Annotated in this window: 13 protein-coding genes; 7 read left to right on the forward strand and 6 right to left on the reverse strand. The window is 70.4% G+C overall.

Annotated features, from left to right (window positions below; genetic code table 11):
- Positions 1 to 3 precede the first annotated feature (3 nt).
- A complete protein-coding gene (locus ABZ434_RS05125; RefSeq protein ID WP_359132130.1) occupies positions 4 to 474 on the forward strand; it encodes a VOC family protein in 471 nt (156 codons plus the stop codon).
- A 52-nt stretch (positions 475 to 526) separates the two neighbouring features.
- Complete coding sequence (locus tag ABZ434_RS05130) at positions 527 to 1,192, forward strand: hypothetical protein (protein ID WP_359132132.1); 666 nt, start codon at positions 527 to 529, stop codon at positions 1,190 to 1,192.
- A gap of 39 nt (positions 1,193 to 1,231) precedes the next feature.
- Here the strand turns inward: ABZ434_RS05130 and ABZ434_RS05135 are convergent, their stop codons facing one another.
- On the reverse strand, positions 1,232 to 2,479 hold the full coding sequence (locus tag ABZ434_RS05135; RefSeq protein WP_359132133.1) for a methyltransferase domain-containing protein: 1,248 nt from the start codon (positions 2,477 to 2,479) through the stop codon (positions 1,232 to 1,234).
- Positions 2,480 to 2,608: 129 nt separating this feature from the next.
- On the opposite strand from ABZ434_RS05135, the gene ABZ434_RS05140 reads away from it, so the two are divergent.
- The 4 genes from ABZ434_RS05140 (at position 2,609) to groL (ending at position 6,310) form a co-directional block, all read left to right on the forward strand.
- Positions 2,609 to 3,592 (forward strand): polysaccharide deacetylase family protein, encoded by a 984-nt coding sequence (locus ABZ434_RS05140; RefSeq protein ID WP_359132135.1) that lies wholly within the window; start codon positions 2,609 to 2,611, stop codon positions 3,590 to 3,592.
- Complete coding sequence (locus ABZ434_RS05145) at positions 3,589 to 3,912, forward strand: hypothetical protein (protein ID WP_359132138.1); 324 nt, start codon at positions 3,589 to 3,591, stop codon at positions 3,910 to 3,912. Before ABZ434_RS05140 ends, ABZ434_RS05145 begins: the two co-directional genes overlap by 4 nt.
- A 363-nt stretch (positions 3,913 to 4,275) precedes the next feature.
- Positions 4,276 to 4,584, forward strand: a complete 309-nt coding sequence (gene groES, locus ABZ434_RS05150; protein ID WP_024490209.1) for a co-chaperone GroES — start codon at positions 4,276 to 4,278, stop codon at positions 4,582 to 4,584.
- A 103-nt stretch (positions 4,585 to 4,687) separates the two neighbouring features.
- A complete protein-coding gene (gene groL, locus ABZ434_RS05155; RefSeq protein WP_359132140.1) occupies positions 4,688 to 6,310 on the forward strand; it encodes a chaperonin GroEL in 1,623 nt (540 codons plus the stop codon).
- A gap of 92 nt (positions 6,311 to 6,402) precedes the next feature.
- On the opposite strand, the gene ABZ434_RS05160 is transcribed toward groL, so the two are convergent.
- From ABZ434_RS05160 to ABZ434_RS05180, 5 genes are all read right to left on the reverse strand, one after another.
- Complete coding sequence (locus ABZ434_RS05160; protein ID WP_359132142.1) at positions 6,403 to 7,431, reverse strand: hydroxyacid dehydrogenase; 1,029 nt, start codon at positions 7,429 to 7,431, stop codon at positions 6,403 to 6,405.
- Positions 7,432 to 7,467: 36 nt separating this feature from the next.
- Entirely contained in the window at positions 7,468 to 8,322 is an 855-nt protein-coding gene (locus ABZ434_RS05165) for a carbohydrate ABC transporter permease (protein WP_359132144.1), read from the reverse strand.
- Complete coding sequence (locus tag ABZ434_RS05170) at positions 8,319 to 9,212, reverse strand: sugar ABC transporter permease (protein WP_359132146.1); 894 nt, start codon at positions 9,210 to 9,212, stop codon at positions 8,319 to 8,321. Before ABZ434_RS05170 ends, ABZ434_RS05165 begins: the two co-directional genes overlap by 4 nt.
- Entirely contained in the window at positions 9,212 to 10,540 is a 1,329-nt protein-coding gene (locus ABZ434_RS05175; protein WP_359132148.1) for a sugar ABC transporter substrate-binding protein, read from the reverse strand. Before ABZ434_RS05175 ends, ABZ434_RS05170 begins: the two co-directional genes overlap by 1 nt.
- A 145-nt stretch (positions 10,541 to 10,685) precedes the next feature.
- On the reverse strand, positions 10,686 to 11,780 hold the full coding sequence (locus tag ABZ434_RS05180) for a substrate-binding domain-containing protein (RefSeq protein WP_359132150.1): 1,095 nt from the start codon (positions 11,778 to 11,780) through the stop codon (positions 10,686 to 10,688).
- Positions 11,781 to 12,391: 611 nt separating this feature from the next.
- On the opposite strand from ABZ434_RS05180, the gene ABZ434_RS05185 reads away from it, so the two are divergent.
- Positions 12,392 to 13,543 (forward strand): right-handed parallel beta-helix repeat-containing protein, encoded by a 1,152-nt coding sequence (locus ABZ434_RS05185; RefSeq protein WP_359132152.1) that lies wholly within the window; start codon positions 12,392 to 12,394, stop codon positions 13,541 to 13,543.
- Positions 13,544 to 13,548 lie beyond the last annotated feature (5 nt).

The raw sequence follows: 13,548 nt of genomic DNA on the forward strand, positions 1-13,548 counted from the left end.
ACCATGCAGAAGGTCACCACGTTCCTGTGGTTCGACAAAAACCAGGCCGAGGAGGCGGCGGACCACTACATCTCCGTCATCGGCGGTGACTCCCGGGTCCTGGACGTGACGCGCTGGACGGCCGCGTCGCCGGGTGAGGAGGGAGCGGTGATGACGGTCCGCTTCCAGCTGGACGGCACCGAGTACATCGCGTTCGACGGGGGCCCCGAGTTCCCCTTCAGCGAGGCCGTCTCCCTGTCCGTCGACTGCGCCTCGCAGGAGGAGGCGGACCGGTTGTGGGACGAGCTCACCGCGGACGGCGGACAGGAGAGCCAGTGCGGCTGGCTCAAGGACAGATTCGGCGTCTCCTGGCAGATCATCCCGCCCGGCCTCGGTGATGCCCTGACCGACCCGGACCCGGACAAGGCGGCCCGCGCCATGAAGGCGATGCTCGGCATGAAGCGGCTCGACATCGAGGCGCTGCGCAACGCCTGACGTGTGATCACCACGGAGCAGGGCGGCGCCGGCTCTCGATAGGGTCTGGCCCATGTTCGCTCGCTCGGCGCTGCCGCCGCCCCCGCCTCCCGTGGAGATACGCACCTGGCCCGACCGGGGGGCGCTGCTGGCCGACCGCGCCCTCATCCTGGGCGCGCTGGTGAAGAGGCACATCGGCCCCGGCCGGCTCGGACTGCTGTGGCTGTGGGCAGCGGTCGGTGCGCTGGGCTGGGCACTGATCGGGACCGCGTTCGTCACCTTCGAGCAGTCGTACGACGTCTTCAGCGCCTTCTTCGGCTTCGTCATGCTTGCCATGGGCGCCTGTTGCCTGGTGCCAGCCGTCATCCTCGTCGTCATCGGCCTGGGCCGGGACCGGCAGCTCCGCCGGCTGCTCACACAGTGGGGCGCGTTGGACCGTGACCCCGCGCGCGATGCCGCGTACCGGCTGCCGGGCGTGAGCCTCGCCTGGCTCCTCGGCTCCTTCGTGCTCTGCGCATGCGGGCTGTACGCCTGCTTCGTGGTGCCGGCGGGCGCGGTCCGGGGCGACGACACCTACGGCCTGATGGCCCTCGTCATGGGCCTCGGACTCATCGGCTGGATCACCGGCCTCATCGGCATCACCAAGGCCTTCTGGCACCGGCGTTGGGTCCTGCGGACGCTGCTCGGCGCCCCCGCCCCCGAGCCGCTGCTCTCCGCGGGGGGCGGCGCCCACCGCTGACCCCGGGCCCGCTCCGCGGGCACCGGCGTCCGGCCGTCGTCAGCGCAGGCCGGCCTCCGGGCCGGTCACGGGGCGGCCGATCAGCATCGTCGGCACGTCGGCGACCCGGGTCAGGAACACCGTGGCCGCGTTCGGTCCCTGGAGCTTCATCTTCCTGCGCAGTTCCTCCGGTTCGACCGCCGAACCGCGCTTCTTGACCGTGAGGACACCGACCTTCCGCTCCCGCAGCAGCGCCTTCAGCCGCTTCGTGTTGAAGGGAAGCTGATCGGTGATCTCGTAGCCGGAGGTGTACGGGGAGTCGTACAGCTCGTCGCTCGTGACGTACGCGATCATCCCGTCGAACAGCCTCCCGTGGCACCGCTCCACGATCCCGGCGACCAGGTGCGCCCGGATCACCGCACCGTCCGGCTCGTACAGATAGCGCCCCACCGGGCCGACCGGCGGTGCGGGCAGCGTGGCCGGAGCGGACAGGGTGGCGCCCGACGGGAGCAGCGTCGCGCGGTAGGAGCCCGCCTCGAAGCCCTCGCCGAACCAGAGCACCGCCTCCTTCACGTCGCCGCCGTCCGAGATCCACTCCGCCTCCGCCTGCGGCCCGATCGCCTCGTGCGGCACCCCCGGGGCGATCTTCAGTGCGGCCCTGGGCGCCTTCAGCGCGGCCGCCGTCGCCCAGGACAGGGGCGGGGAGTACGCCTCCGGGTCGAAGATCCGCCCGCGTCCGCCCCGGCGGGCCGGGTCGACGAACACCGCGTCGTAGGGCGACGTGTCGATCTCCGTGACGTCGGCGCACCGCACCTCGATCAGCGCGTCGAGACCGAGCGCGGCGGCGTTGGCCCGGGCCACCTCGGCGGTCAGCGGATCGCGGTCCACGGCGAGGACGGTGATGCCGGCCCGGGCCAGGGCGATCGCGTCGCCGCCGATCCCGCAGCAGAGGTCGGCGACGCTGCGCACCCCGGCGTCCGCGAACCGCCGCGCGCGGTAGCCGGCCACCGAGGTGCGGGTCGCCTGCTCGACCCCGTTCGGCGTGAAGAACATCCGGTGCGCGTCCTCGGCGCCGAACTTCGCCGCCGCCCGCTGCCGCAGCCGGGCCTGCCCCAGTGCCGCCGTGACGAGGCCGGCCGGGTGGGTGCGGCGCAGCCGGGTGGCGGTGGCCAGTTCGGTTGCGGGGTCGTACGAGCGCAGTCCGGCCAGCAACTCGGCGCCCTCGGGGGTGCGCAGGGCCTGGAAGGCGGCGATGGGGTCGGGGACGTCGGACGGGCCGGTCGGGGCTTGAGCGTTCACCCGTCCCATTGTGGGCCAGTCGGCTGCGCGCCAGCCGGGGGACCGTGCGGGGTGGGCGCTGTGTCGGCCCGGATGCCCGGTTCCGGGCTGGCAGGATGCGGCGCCATGCAGCCAGTACGACAAAAGGAAGAATTTGCCATGAAGAGGCGCAGACCGGGTGCGGTGGCGAGCGGGCGGGGCGGCAGCAAGCGCGGGCAGGGGCATCTGCGGCGCCGGCCCGGCTACGCGGTCCTGGCCGCGCTCCTGGTCGCCGCCGCCGGCTCGGGCTGCGCGGCCGGGAGCGGCGAACGAGCGGCGCCCGACCCCGCGCACGTGGCCGCGGCGCAGGCCGGACAGCCGGGCGGCCCGCCGGCGGGCGCTGCGGGTTCCGTCGCGGCGCAGGCCGAGAAGGCGCGCCGCGCCCAGGCCGCACGCGCGGTGGCCGCCAAGAAGTGGGGCCTGGCGAGCACCCCGCTGGCGCCGCCGGCGCCGCCCGCCGTGAAGCCGCACATCACCACCCGCGAGGGGTTCGAGGTCGAGGGCGGTGACGCCTCGCTGCCGCCGGTCTTCACCACCGTCCCCACCAAGGAGAAGATCGTCTTCCTGACGATGGACGACGGGGAGGACAAGGACCCCGAGCTGCTGAAGATGATGTCGGAGCTGAACATCCCGTACAGCGCCTTCCTCAGCGACTACCTGGTGCGCGACAACTACGCGTACTTCAAGGAGGCCCAGGTCCGCGGTGTCGTCCTCGGCAACCACACGCTGAACCACCGCTACATGCCCGGACTCTCCCGCGGCGAGCAGGAGCGGGAGATCTGCGACCAGCAGGACATCCTCGAGCAGCAGTACGGCGAGCGCCCCCGGCTCTTCCGGCCGCCGTACGGCAACTACAACGGCGACACCCTGAGGATCGCCAAGTCCTGTGGCATCACGGCCGTGCCCCTGTGGGCGGCGGAGGCCTTCCCCGACCACATGGAGTGGCGCGAGGAGGACCAGGACCTCCATCCCGGCGACATCATCCTCACGCACTTCCGGGGCAAGGCGGACTGGAAGGGCAGCATGCCCGACATGATCCGGAACGTCATGAAGGTCATCACGGACAAGGGTTACGCCGTGGCCCGCCTGGAGGACTACGTATGAGAAGGGCGCACCGGCTGCTGGCCGGACTGCTGACCGCCGGTGCGCTCGTGACCGCCACCGCCGGCTGCGCCCAGTCGGTGGACCCGATCGAACGGCTGGGCCGCAAGGCGGCGCAGCATGTGAACCCGTCGCCCGGCGGTCAGGTGCGGCCCACGGCGGTGCGCGGTGATCACGGGGCGCCGGGGGCGATGGTCGTCGTCTCCTGCGGCCGCCCCGCCGCGGCCGAGGGCTCCGGGGTGCGCCCGGCGGTCCACTGGTGGCCGGAGCGGGCGGGGGCGTACGACGCAGCGGCCGCGGACGCGGGGTGCGCGAGGCGGTAGTCGCTGTGCCACGCCATGAGCGGCCCCGAGGTGCCCGGCCCGGACGGCCCGGCAGGCCGCATGCGCAGGACTCCACCGTTCGACGGAACGGTGCGGACGGTCCCCGCGTTGTTCCTGCGGTGAGCGGAGCGTCGTACGGGCACAGCTGTGCGAGAGGCGGGCCCCCGGACGCCACGTGGGGCGTGAATTGGCACTCCGCTTGACCGAGTGCTAATCGCGGTCATAGTCTCAGTGCTGGCACTCCCCACTGGAGAGTGCCAGCAGTACTGTGCGACCGGCAGGTCCGGCACCCGCGACGACGGGCCCACCTGGTCGCCACCCACAGACTGATAACCCCGTGAGATCTCCGAAGGGGGAGACCGGATCGTGTCGACCAGCACCAAGGTTGCGATCAAGCCGCTCGAGGACCGCATTGTGGTCCAGCCGCTCGACGCCGAGCAGACCACGGCCTCCGGCCTGGTCATTCCGGACACTGCCAAGGAGAAGCCCCAGGAGGGCGTCGTCCTGGCCGTGGGCCCGGGCCGCTTCGAGAACGGCGAGCGCCTTCCGCTCGACGTCAAGACCGGCGATGTCGTGCTGTACAGCAAGTACGGCGGCACCGAGGTGAAGTACAACGGCGAGGAGTACCTCGTCCTCTCGGCTCGCGACGTGCTCGCGATCATCGAGAAGTAATTCACTCAACGTTTGCTTCTGTTCTGCGCCCCTGGCCCCCTGCGAAATAACTAGCCGGGCGGCAGGGGCGCAGTTCTTGTTTTTGAGAGGACAGTTCAGCTCCATGGCGAAGATCCTGAAGTTCGACGAGGACGCCCGTCGCGCCCTCGAGCGCGGCGTCAACAAGCTTGCCGACACGGTGAAGGTGACGATCGGCCCCAAGGGCCGCAACGTCGTCATCGACAAGAAGTTCGGTGCGCCCACCATCACCAACGACGGTGTCACCATCGCGCGCGAGGTCGAGCTGGACGACCCGTACGAGAACCTCGGTGCCCAGCTGGTGAAGGAGGTGGCGACCAAGACCAACGACGTAGCTGGTGACGGTACGACCACCGCGACCGTCCTGGCCCAGGCGCTCGTCCGCGAGGGCCTGCGCAACGTGGCCGCGGGCGCGTCCCCGGCCGCTCTGAAGAAGGGCATCGACGCCGCGGTCAAGGCCGTGTCCGAGGAGCTCCTCGCGACCGCCCGCCCGATCGAGGACAAGTCGGACATCGCCGCCGTGGCCGCGCTCTCCGCGCAGGACACCCAGGTCGGCGAGCTCATCGCGGACGCGATGGACAAGGTCGGCAAGGACGGTGTCATCACCGTCGAGGAGTCCAACACCTTCGGTCTGGACCTGGACTTCACCGAGGGCATGGCCTTCGACAAGGGCTACCTGTCCCCGTACATGGTGACCGACCAGGAGCGTATGGAGGCCGTCCTCGACGACCCGTACATCCTGATCCACCAGGGCAAGATCGGCTCGATCCAGGAGCTGCTGCCGCTCCTGGAGAAGGTCATCCAGGCCGGTGCCTCCAAGCCGCTGCTGATCATCGCCGAGGACGTCGAGGGCGAGGCCCTGTCGACCCTGGTCGTCAACAAGATCCGTGGCACCTTCAACGCCGTCGCGGTGAAGGCCCCGGGCTTCGGTGACCGCCGCAAGGCCATGCTCGGCGACATCGCCACCCTCACCGGTGCGACCGTCATCGCCGAAGAGGTCGGCCTCAAGCTCGACCAGGCTGGTCTTGACGTGCTGGGCACCGCCCGCCGCGTGACCGTCTCCAAGGACGACACCACCATCGTCGACGGTGGCGGCAAGTCCGACGAGGTCGCGGGCCGCGTCAACCAGATCAAGGCCGAGATCGAGTCCACGGACTCCGACTGGGACCGCGAGAAGCTCCAGGAGCGCCTGGCGAAGCTGGCCGGCGGTGTCTGCGTGATCCGCGTCGGTGCGGCCACCGAGGTGGAGCTCAAGGAGAAGAAGCACCGTCTGGAGGACGCCATCTCCGCGACCCGCGCCGCGGTCGAGGAGGGCATCGTCTCCGGTGGTGGCTCCGCTCTGGTCCACGCCGTCAAGGTCCTCGAGGGCAACCTCGACAAGACCGGCGACGAGGCCACCGGTGTCGCGGTCGTGCGCCGCGCCGCCGTCGAGCCGCTCCGCTGGATCGCGGAGAACGCGGGCCTCGAGGGCTACGTCATCACCTCGAAGGTCTCCGAGCTCGACAAGGGTCAGGGCTTCAACGCCGCGACCGGCGAGTACGGCGACCTGGTGAAGGCCGGCGTCATCGACCCGGTCAAGGTCACCCGCTCCGCCCTGGAGAACGCCGCGTCCATCGCGTCGCTGCTGCTCACGACCGAGACCCTGGTCGTCGAGAAGCCGGCCGAGGAAGAGGCCGAGGCCGGTCACGGTCACGGCCACTCGCACTAGCGTGCAGCCGTAGCTCTCCGCGCAAGCGGTGAGGCCCGGTACCCCTCGCGGGGTACCGGGCCTCTTGCGTGTTCGCGCACCTCCGGGGAGGGTCATGCCGAGCGTGACAGTCCTTCGCCGTACACCGGGTCCGCGAACGGCCGGCCGGCCGCGAACCGCTCCAGTTCGTCCAGGGCCTGGTCCGCCATCCGGTGCAGCTCGTTGCCGAGCGATCCGGCGATGTGCGGTGTCAGCAGCACGTTCGGCAGGTCGTAGAGCGGCGAGGCCGCCCGGGGCAGGTCGGGGTCCGTCACGTCCAGGACCGCGTGCAGCCGCCCACTCGTCAGCTCCGCCAGCAGCGCGGCCTCGTCGACCAGCGAGCCCCGGGCCGTGTTGATCAGCGTCGCACCCGTCGGCATCGCGGCCAGCTGGGCGGCGCCGACGAGATGGTGCGTCCGAGGCAGTTGCGGGGCGTGCACCGACACGACGGAACTGTTCGCGCACAGGTCGTCGAGCGTGGTGAGCCGGACGCCCAGCCGGGCCGCGTCGTCCACGCCGACGTACGGGTCGTACAGCAGGACGTCCAGATCGAAGGGGCGCAGCAGCTCGATCACCCGCCGGCCGATGCGGGAGGCGCCGACGATGCCCACCGTGCGGCCGTAGTTGCCGGTGCCGCCCAGCTCGTCGAGCCAGTCGTGGCCGGTGCGCAGGGCGCGGTAGTGCTGTGCGGAACGCAGGACCTGCTTGCCCGCGAAGAGGATCGCGGCGAGGGTGAACTCGGCCACCGGCAGCGCGTTGGCGCCGGCCGCGGAGGTGACGGCGATGCCCCGCTCCCAGCAGGCGTCGGTGATGTGGTGCTTCACGGACCCGGCCGCGTGCACCACCGCGCGCAGCCGGGGAGCGGCGGCGAGTACCGGTGCGGTCAGCGGGGTCGCACCCCAGCAGGTGAACAGCACCTCGGCCTCGGCGAGCGCGGCCGCCACCTCGGGCGAGGGGTCGGCCAGGTCATGGGCGACGAGCCGGGTGTCCGTACGGGTGAGGGTGCTCAGCCGGGTGTGGTGGCGCTCGGCGAGGAGGCGTCCGGCGATGCCGGGGCCCATCGCGAGCAGGGCCCGGGGCCGGTTGTCAGTGGGGTGCGGCATGGGGGAACTCGAACTCCTCGGGGCTCTCGGGGGCGGTCACTTGACGCTTCCGGCGGTCAGGCCCGCCTTCCAGTGCCGCTGCAGGGAGACGAAGGCGACGATGAGCGGGATGACGGCGAGGAGGGAGCCGGTGACGACGAGGGGGTAGAAGCTCGGCTCGCCGTGGGTGTTGGTGTTCCACGAGTACAGACCGAGGCTCAGGGGGAAGAGTTCGCGGTCCGAGAGCATCACGAGGGGGAGGAAGAAGTTGTTCCAGATCGCGGTGAACTGGAAGAGGAAGACGGTCACGAATCCCGGCATGACCATGGGCAGACCGACGGACCAGAAGGTGCGCAGTTCGCCGGCCCCGTCGATACGGGCAGCCTCCAGCGCCTCGTTCGGTATGTAGCCCGAGCAGAAGACCCGGGCGAGGTACACGCCGAACGGATTGACCAGGACGGGGATCAGCACCGACCAGTAGGTGTTGACCAGGCCGACCTTCGAGGCCAGCAGGTACATCGGCAGGGCGAGCGCGGTGGTGGGGACGAGCACACCCATCAGCACGAGGCCGAACAGCTTCTCCTTGCCGTGGAACTCGTACTTGTCGAAGGCGTACCCGGCGGCGACACAGATCAGTGAGCAGACGATCGCCCCACCGCCCGCGTACAGGAGGCTGTTGAGGTACCACCGGAAGTAGATGCCGTCGCCGTAGGAGGCCAGGTCCGACAGGTTCTCGCCGAGGTTGAAGCCGTCGAAGGAGAACGCGTTGCCGGCGAGGAGTCCGCCCGTGTCCTTGGTGGCGGCGGTGACCAGCCAGACGAGCGGGAAGAGCATGTAGACGACGGCGAGCAGGAGGAAGCCGTTGACCGCGGTCTTCGACATCCAGCGGCCGTGGGAGGCGGGGGAACTCATGCTTTCTTTCCCTTCCGGCCGGTGAAGCGGGTGACGACGAAGGACAGCAGCGCGGCGGTGAGTGCCAGCAGGATGGAGGCGGCCGCGGCAAGGCCGTAGTCATTGCGTTCGAAGGCCGCGGTGTACGCGTACATGTTCGGCGTCCAGGTGGAGGAGACGGCGGAGCCGGTCCCCTTGTTGAGGATCAGTGGTTCGGTGAACAGCTGGAGCGAGCCGATGACGGTGAACAGCGCGACCATCACGACCGAGGCGCGGATCAGCGGCACCTTGATGGCGATCGCGACGCGCCAGGCACCCGCTCCGTCGACCGTGGCCGCTTCCAGTACGGAGCGGTCGATGGCCTGCAACGCGGCATAGAAGATCACCATGTTGTAGCCGAGCCACTCCCACAGCGCGATGTTCACGACCGAGGGCAGGGCCCCGTCGGGAGAGAAGAAGTCGAAGCCGATGCCGCCGGACTCCATCGCGCTGACCACCGGGCTGAGCTGCGGGGTGTAGAGGTACACCCAGATCAGCGCGGCGATGATGCCAGGCACGGCGTGCGGCAGGAACAGCGCGAGCTGGAAGAACCGGCGGGCGCGGGCCAGCGTGGAGTCCAGCAGCAGGGCGAGGACGAGGGCCCCGACGAGCAGCAGCGGGATGTAGAACAGGCAGTATCCGAGCAGTACGCCGAAGCCCTCGCGGAACGCCCGGTCGCCGAGGGCCGCCGTGTAGTTGTCGAGACCGCTGAAGACGGACTCGGTGCCGCCGAAGCCCAGGCCGGACTGCTTCTCGGTGAACAGGCTGAGCCAGACCGCGTATCCGATCGGCAGCACCATCGCCAGGGTGAACAGTACGAAGAAGGGCCCCAGCAGGATGGCGGCGGCTCTGGTCGTCCGGGCGTGCTTCATCAGCCTGCGTCCTCGACCTTCAGACCGCGCTTCTTCAACTCGGCGACGGTGGCGTCGTGTCCGGCCTCCACGGCCTCCTTCACCGTGGTGCCGCCACTCGCGACCTTGCCGAACTGGTCCTTCATGGTGGTGTTCGTGGTGCCGGTGGTCGGGCCCCAGCTCCAGTCGGGGCCGATGGACGTCGCGGCGTCCTCGAACACCTGGTAGATGTCCTCGCCGCCGTAGAAGTCCGCGTCGAACGCCTTCTTCGCGACCGGGCGCAGGGACGCGGCGGCCGGGAAGGCGCTCGATGTGCCGGATTCGATGCGGGCCTTGATGCCGTCCTCCGTGGTCGACATCCAGGTGGCGAACTCGACCGCCGCCTCGGCCTTCTTGCTGGTCTTCGTCACCGCGAAGGTGGAGCCGCCGAGCATCCCGCTGGCCGGCTTCCCGTCCCAGCTGGGCATCGGGGCGACGGCCCACTTGCCGCTCTGCTCGGGCAGGGTGCCCTTGAGGACGCCCGCGCCCCAGGCCGCGCCGAGATAGCCGACGGTGCCGCCGTTCTTGAGGGAGTTGGTCCACTCCGGGCTGAAGGAGGCGTTCGCGCGGATCAGGTCGTCGTCGAGCAGGCCCTGCCAGTAGTCGGCGACCTTGGTGGTGCCCGCGTCGGTGGTGTTCACCTTCCAGGTGTCGCCCTCGGGCTTGTACCACTGGGCGCCGGCCTGCCAGGCCATCGCCTGGAAGGTGGTCGGGTCGTCGGGGAAGAACGTGCCGATCCGCGCCTTCTTGTCGGCCTTCCTGACCTTCTCGGCGGCCTTGCGGAAGTCGTCCCAGGTCCTGGGGACTTCGACGCCGTACTTCTCGAACAGGTCCTTGCGGTAGTAGAAGGACTGCGGGGAGGCGTCGAAGGGGACGGCCCAGTTCTTGCCGCCGAGCGTCGTCAGCTCCACCGCCTGGGGCAGCAGCTTCTTCCTGACGTCCTCGGTGAAGTACTGGCCGATGTCCTGGAGCGCGCCCTGGCTGACGTACTCCGGGAGCTGCGGGTACTCGATGGAGACGAGGTCGGGGGCGTTGCCCGCCTTCACGGCGTTGGAGATCTTGGCGTAGCCGCCCGCGTTGCCGGACGGGATCTCCTCGTACACCACCTCGATGTCCGTGTGCGAGGCGTTGAAGGCGTCAACGACCTCCTTGGACCCCTTGGCCCAGCCCCAGAAGGTGATGCTGACGGGCTTGCCGTCGCTCTTGGCGGCGGACGAGTCGTCGCCGCTTCCGCCGCAGGCCGTGAGAACGGCGAGGGCGGTGGCGGCGCCGACTACGGCGAGGGACGTTCTGCTCGAACTGCGGCTCACAGCGAAGCTCCTGAACAGGCGGCGACATTGGCGTTGGCCGTGATCCTTGGACCAGCCGTGACCGAAGTCAAGAGCGAAAGAGCGATTGATCGAAAAAAGATCAGAAGAGTTGCGTACGGAAACTGCCGGGGAGTCCGGAGGGCGTCTACGGAAGCGGTGCTCCGCAGGAGTCCCTGACCCGCAGCTGCGGGAGCAGCGTCAGGTGCCGCCGAGGGGCGTCGCCGCCGCCCTGACCCAGCCGCTCCACCAGCAGTTCTGTCGCATGGCGGCCCACCTCGCGCTTGGGCGGGGCGACGGCGGTGAGAGGGGTGTCCGCCAGTGCCGCCACCTCGTCGTCGTACGCGATCAGGGCGAGGTCGTCCGGTACCCGCACGCCCAGCTCCGCCAGGCGCTGCACCACCTGGATCGCGTCCACGTCGTTGTGGATCAGCGCCGCCGTCGCCACCCCCGAGCGGACCGCCTCGTGCAAGGCCCGCACGGCCTCCTCGAACGATTCCGGGGCGAGTTCGGCCGGTACGGAGTCGATCACGTCCTGCGGTGCGCGCAGCCCGAGCGCGGTCAGCGCCTCCGCGTACCCGGAGCGCACCGCCAGCGCGGTCGGGGAGTCCGCCCGGGCCATCAGCAGGGGGGCCCCGTGCCCGAGGCCCACCAGGTGGCGTACGGCCAGCAGCACCCCGTGCGCGTGGTCCGAGCAGACACGGTCCAGGCCGTCCAGCGGTGACCCGGCGGTGGGCCTTCGCTCCAGCAGGACGGTCGGTACGGGCAGTGAGCTGATCCAGTCACCGAACGCGGAGGGGTCGCCCGGGTGCTGCCAGCCGGGCGCGACCAGCAGGCCCTCGGCGCCCGCGGCGAGCAGCCCCTGGGTGCGGGCGTGGTCCTCCTGGGGCCGGTAGTCGGAGATCCGCAGGATGAGCCGGGCGCCCGCCCTGGCGGCCGCCTCGTGGGCGCCCCGGATGACTTCGGCGAAGTAGTAGGTCGCGGAGGGCGCGAGCATGCCGAGGACCAGGCCGTTGCCCGCGCCGCCGGTCCCCGCCCCTGCGGCGTGGGCCGTGTCCTGGGGCCAGGACACGGAGCCGTGGACCCGGTCGAGCAGTCCGCGGCCGGCCAGGTCCTCGACGTCCCGGCGCACCGTGACGGGTGAGACCCCCAGCTGTGCGGCCAGCTCCGAGACCCGGGCGGAGCCCCGGTCCCGTACGAGCCCGAGCAGGCGGTCATGACGTTCAGCAGCACTTTCGCGCACGGCGGCAGTCCCCTCGCAGTGTGTGGCCCGGCCCCGGGCCCGGCCGGTGCCGGAGCCGATGTCCGACCCTAGACCAACGTGATCGAACGATGGGAGTTTCGATCATTCAAACGTTATCCATTGACGTTCGATCAATCCGAGTCCAGGATTCCCGGCGATGCCGATCCAGGCCGTATCCGGCCGTCCCGACCCTGACTGTACGTACGGAGGAATTGTGAGACATCGCGTCACCGCCGCGGCGCTCGCGGCCCTGACTGCCGCCGCCGGTCTGGCAGCCGCGGGGCCGAGCGCCGCCCAGGCGGCACCCGCCGGCCGCACCTTCCACGTCGACTGCGGAGCCGCCCCGCAGGGGGCCACCGGCAGCAGGCAGCATCCCTGGACCACGCTCGCCGAAGCCAACGCGCACGCCTACGGGCCCGGCGACCGGCTGCTCTTCAGGCGGGGCGCCACCTGCACCGGCACACTCGCCCCCACCGGCGCCGGCTCCGCCCGCGCGCCGTTCACCATCGCCGACGCCGTTCACCATCGCCGACTACGGCAACGGCCCGGCCCGTGCCCACCTCGACGGCGCCGGTGCCCACGACACCGTCCTGCTCTCCGACACGCAGTACGTGCACCTCCGGGACCTGGAGATCACCAACGCCGACAACCCGGGCAGCGAGCGCAACGGCGTCCGCCTCCGCCTCACCGACTACGGTGTCGCCCGCGGCTTCGAGATCAGCGGCCTCCACATCCACGACGTGCGCGGCGGCGACCACAAGACCGTGTCCGGCTCCAGCGCCATCCACATCGCCGTCGAGGGCACGGCGAAGGCCAGCTGGTACGACGGCCTGGACATCGGCCACAACCGCATCGAGGACGTCGACCGCGAAGGGATCTACTTCAAGTCGACGTTCTCCAAGCGCGATCTGGTCGGTCAACAGCAGGACCCGAACGTCTACCCGGGGGAGTGGACCCCGAGCACCGGCGTCCGCATCCACCACAACACCCTGAGGTCCCTGGCCGGCGACGGCATGAAGCTCGACACCACCAGCGGCGCCCGGGTCGACCACAACCGGGTCGACGGCTTCCAGCTCCGTTCGCCCTCCGCCAACGCGGGAATCTGGACCTTCAACACCGACGACACGACCGTCGAGTACAACGAGGTCTCGGGCGGCGGCAACACCCACGACGGCATGTCCTTCGACGCCGACGGCGCCTCGCGGAACACCGTCTTCCAGTACAACCACAGCCATGACAACAAGGGCGGCTTCCTGCTGATCTGCCCGTACAGCGGCGCGAAGACCATCGGCACGGTCGCGCGCTACAACGTCAGCCACAACGACGGCGCCCGCCTGATCCAGAACTGCTGGGGCCCGATCCTCGGCACCCGGATCTACAACAACACCTTCCGCAACACGGAGCAGATCCCCGGCTACCTCGTCCAGGACGACGCCGGCAGCCCCGCCACCACGCAGCACGAACTGTCCATCCGCAACAACGTCTTCGTCGCCGAAGGCACCGGCGGCTACGCCTTCAAGAACCCGACCCCCGGGCTCTCCTTCGACCACAACGCCTTCTACGGCATCGACATGACGCGCCCCGACCCCGGCGGCGTCACGGCCGACCCGAAGCTCCGGGACGACTTCCGCCTCGGTGCGGGCTCACCGGCCCTCGCCGCCGGAGCCGTCATCGAGGACAACGGCGGCAAGGACTACTTCGGCAACCGGCTCAGGGCCGGCGCCCCCAACATCGGCGCCTACGCGGGCCGCGGCGTGCGGTAACGAGC

Origin of the sequence: Streptomyces sp. NPDC005761 (assembly GCF_040630635.1) — a bacterium.
GTDB lineage: Bacteria > Actinomycetota > Actinomycetes > Streptomycetales > Streptomycetaceae > Streptomyces.

Bases quoted from the DNA above. Each gene is read 5' to 3' on its own strand.
- ABZ434_RS05125 (WP_359132130.1), top strand. From the start codon at position 4: ATGCAGAAGGTCACCACGTTCCTGTGGTTCGACAAAAACCAGGCCGAG.
- ABZ434_RS05130 (WP_359132132.1), top strand. From the start codon at position 527: ATGTTCGCTCGCTCGGCGCTGCCGCCGCCCCCGCCTCCCGTGGAGATA.
- ABZ434_RS05135 (WP_359132133.1), bottom strand. From the start codon at position 2,479: ATGGGACGGGTGAACGCTCAAGCCCCGACCGGCCCGTCCGACGTCCCC.
- ABZ434_RS05140 (WP_359132135.1), top strand. From the start codon at position 2,609: ATGAAGAGGCGCAGACCGGGTGCGGTGGCGAGCGGGCGGGGCGGCAGC.
- ABZ434_RS05145 (WP_359132138.1), top strand. From the start codon at position 3,589: ATGAGAAGGGCGCACCGGCTGCTGGCCGGACTGCTGACCGCCGGTGCG.
- groL (WP_359132140.1), top strand. From the start codon at position 4,688: ATGGCGAAGATCCTGAAGTTCGACGAGGACGCCCGTCGCGCCCTCGAG.
- ABZ434_RS05160 (WP_359132142.1), bottom strand. From the start codon at position 7,431: ATGCCGCACCCCACTGACAACCGGCCCCGGGCCCTGCTCGCGATGGGC.
- ABZ434_RS05165 (WP_359132144.1), bottom strand. From the start codon at position 8,322: ATGAGTTCCCCCGCCTCCCACGGCCGCTGGATGTCGAAGACCGCGGTC.
- ABZ434_RS05170 (WP_359132146.1), bottom strand. From the start codon at position 9,212: ATGAAGCACGCCCGGACGACCAGAGCCGCCGCCATCCTGCTGGGGCCC.